This window comes from Aquitalea sp. ASV11 (assembly GCF_016429185.1).
Classification (GTDB): domain Bacteria; phylum Pseudomonadota; class Gammaproteobacteria; order Burkholderiales; family Chromobacteriaceae; genus Aquitalea; species Aquitalea pelogenes.
Map to the genome: position 1 here is coordinate 1 of NZ_JAELUD010000130.1, position 3,259 is coordinate 3,259.

The window sequence follows — 3,259 nt, forward strand, 5'->3', positions numbered from 1 at the left end:
GCCGGGCACGACAGCATCGAACTGGCAGCAGGCGGCCATGGCATCCGCATCAGCGCCAAGGGGGTTGAAGTATTTGGCGATATCAAGCTGCACGGCACGCTGAGTAATGAGGGGAAGGCGGGGCTGGAGCACGAAGACGACAGCTTTCCGCAAACCGATTTACTGCCAAACAAAGGCCTTTCACTTTAATGACGGAGTGACCGATGAATATCAGCCCACCCACCCTGAAGCAGGCCCAGCATGAGATGCCGGACAGCGAATGGCTAAACGCCTTATTACCCTCCACCACCCTGGGTGGCTATCCGGTAACCAGCCAATTCGAGTGGCACGGCGGCATGCATGTGCAACTCTCCGGCAGCGGTGAACAAAACAATGTCCGTGCCATCGCCAATGGCTATGTCATTCATTACCGAGACTGTGGCCCTGGCGAACTGAATCCGGCGGAAGACTCGCCCTTACGACGAAATGGCCTCGACACCCCCGGCTGCGTGGTGATGCGCCATGAAACAGAAATAGGCAGTGGCCGGGATGGATACGTTGTTTTTTATTCGGTTTATCAAAACCTCGGCAAATTAAGCCCGGAAGTGATGATTGCATTCCAGAAGGGAAAAATACTGGCCCGCAAGCAAATAATCGGCAAAGCGGGCTATACCGGTGGGATGAGCGGTTTTCATTTTGAAATATTCTGCAATACCGAAAATCTGAGAAGACTGACTGGTCGCACAAGCGGCAAGCTGGACTTAAGTAAAAACGGCAGAGAAAACATCATTTTTGGCAATAGCCATTTTTACATTCCGCAAGGAACACCATACTACAGAGTAGACACGGCCCCCAAAGGCCAGAGCAAACCAGCGGGCACCACCACGCAAGACCTGTACGTCACCATGGAAATCGGCCACCGCGCCGCGACACTGACCACCCGTATTTTAGAAAACGGCAGTTTTACACCGCTGCCAAACAAAACAATTCCACCATCCTGGAAAAACTATGATACCGAGATGTATGAAAATGCGAAAAATTTGAATAAAGACATTCCAGAGGCAAGCTTAAGCACGATTTATGAATATCTTCGTTACGGTCGCCTGATTTCAAAGAGCCACAACCGCGAACTTCCAGTGCACGCGCGCATTTACCAGCAAATCACCACGCCACAAGGCCTATTCTGGATCAATATTCGTGACGAAAAAATCAAGAAATACAGCGATGCAGACTTTCCACACTGGCTGGGCTGGCATTTTGTTGATGATGACAAATCCCGTGACGGACTATGCCATTCCGCCTATATCCAGCAGCTGCTACTCCCCAAGGAACAAGAAAAAACCAGGCAAAAACTGGTCGCCGCGTTTTCTGCCAAGACCAACACACTATCCAGATTAATTTGCCAATTCAAAAGCGAGTGGGATGGCACAAAAATTGACGAACGCTATGGCTGGATGAAAAAGGAGAGCTACCTCAATCCTAAATCTGAAATCATGTCGGACAAGACCTTTGATCTGTTAAAAGAAAAAATAAAAATACTGTGTTTCTGGGAGAAAATAAAGAACAGAACCGGGGTAATGACCCACAAAATGTACTACCCGAATGAAGAATCGCATTACGACCGATCACTGGATGACAACATCTGGCACTTCCACCCACGCGAATTCATCCAGACATTTCGCAAGTGCAAATGGTTTGGCAGCTTCGAAATAGAAAACATCTTCATCCCGATAATAGATAAAAGCAGGCCGAAAATTACGCCGCAACACCTTATTGCTACATATAAAAATGCCATTAATCAAACAGTGAGCAAGTATGGCTTTGACATTGGCAGACAAACCATCCATTTTTTTGGCCAAGGCTGTGTCGAATGCACACAACTAAGCAATATGACCGAAGTTGCTCAGCATCAGGATTACAGCAAAAAAATAGGGCTAGGCTTGGTAAAAGAATCCTTGCAACAGTACGAAATAGACCATGGGCACTGGTGGGGGCGAGAGCCCAATGAAAAATCAGAATACTTTGCCAGAGAAAGATACAACAGCAAGGGAATAAAAATAGCAAGCAGCTATAACTGGCAAGTTGGGAATCTTGATGGTGATGATGCGCAAAAATTCAGAGGCAGGGGCTTTAAGCAACTAACTTTCTTATCCAACTATGTCAACTACTGGGTATTTATGGGATGGATGAAATTAAAAGACAAAGAGGTTGATTGGTTTAATGATCCTGGATATAAATCCAAGAACAAGGATGCAATGACGAAGCAGGTGCCTTCTATTGACAACCCAGAGATCATCTCAACAAACCCACATTACTGCATCGATAGCGGAGGATTTTATTTAGCATGTGAGAGACCAAAAATGAAGCCCGTCATGAATGCTGTCAACGACAATACAATAGAAGCAGTTACCCGTGCAATCAATGGCCGGACCAACGGATTAGTAGATAGACAAGCGCATACATATCGTGTCAATTACATCATCGGAGATACTATCGACGCACCAAAAAATTTTAAAGCGGCAATATATGCCAATAGATTTGGATTTGCATTCAAGGAGAAATAAAATACATCAATTAAATCGCTGCATTTTGAAAAAAATTACAATATTGCTAATTAGTATTAATATTTTCAACATCACAAAGGCTGGAACTATCTATACAGAGGGTTCCGACAAAATAATCATCACAAAAATCGAGGAAGATACCAAGCGCGACAACCCATTGATTATATTTCACAACAATATACAATGCGACACAGAACGTACAATGCAATTAACTTATGCAAAAACATCATCAGATGGGAAATTTCTTATTGTGAATGGTGTAATTTTTCTCAATCTAGAAGATATTAAAAAATGCAACAAAGAAGAAGATCTAATTAAATATGCATCTGTTGTTTCATATAGCTTTGAGATTGAAGACATCAATGAAATGCGCAATTTAATTGCACTATATATTGAACCCTCCTTCGGCATGGCACATGAAAAGAAAAGTAAGTTTTATTATCTTATGGGAGTGGTTACGAATGAAGCAATAAATGGTTATGGAACTCTTCCAAATCCATTAAAAATAAATCACAAACAATTTTTCTCATACGATAGAACTTCCAATGTAGATTTGGATCGTTCTCTTTTTGCAGGATATAATGACAAGGCATTTTTCTCACCGGATGGCAAATATCTCGCATTAAAATCCAGCGCCATTTACTGCAAGAAAGGTGCCTACCCTGGCGTATTTGAAACAACCCACTGGAAACAAGTTATTTTTAATGGGCCAGATA

The 3,259-nt window shown here is 43.4% G+C and carries 3 protein-coding genes; all 3 read left to right on the plus strand.

From position 1 onward, the window contains the following. Positions 1 to 189, plus strand: a 189-nt coding sequence (locus JHD62_RS21155; RefSeq protein WP_199104540.1) for a hypothetical protein, incomplete at its 5' end; no start/stop codon positions are given. Between the two features lie 14 nt (positions 190 to 203). After that, positions 204 to 2,543 (plus strand): M23 family metallopeptidase, encoded by a 2,340-nt coding sequence (locus JHD62_RS21160; RefSeq protein ID WP_199104541.1) that lies wholly within the window; start codon positions 204 to 206, stop codon positions 2,541 to 2,543. Between the two features lie 202 nt (positions 2,544 to 2,745). Beyond that, a partial coding sequence (locus tag JHD62_RS21165; protein ID WP_199104542.1) for a hypothetical protein occupies positions 2,746 to 3,259 on the plus strand: 514 nt, incomplete at its 3' end.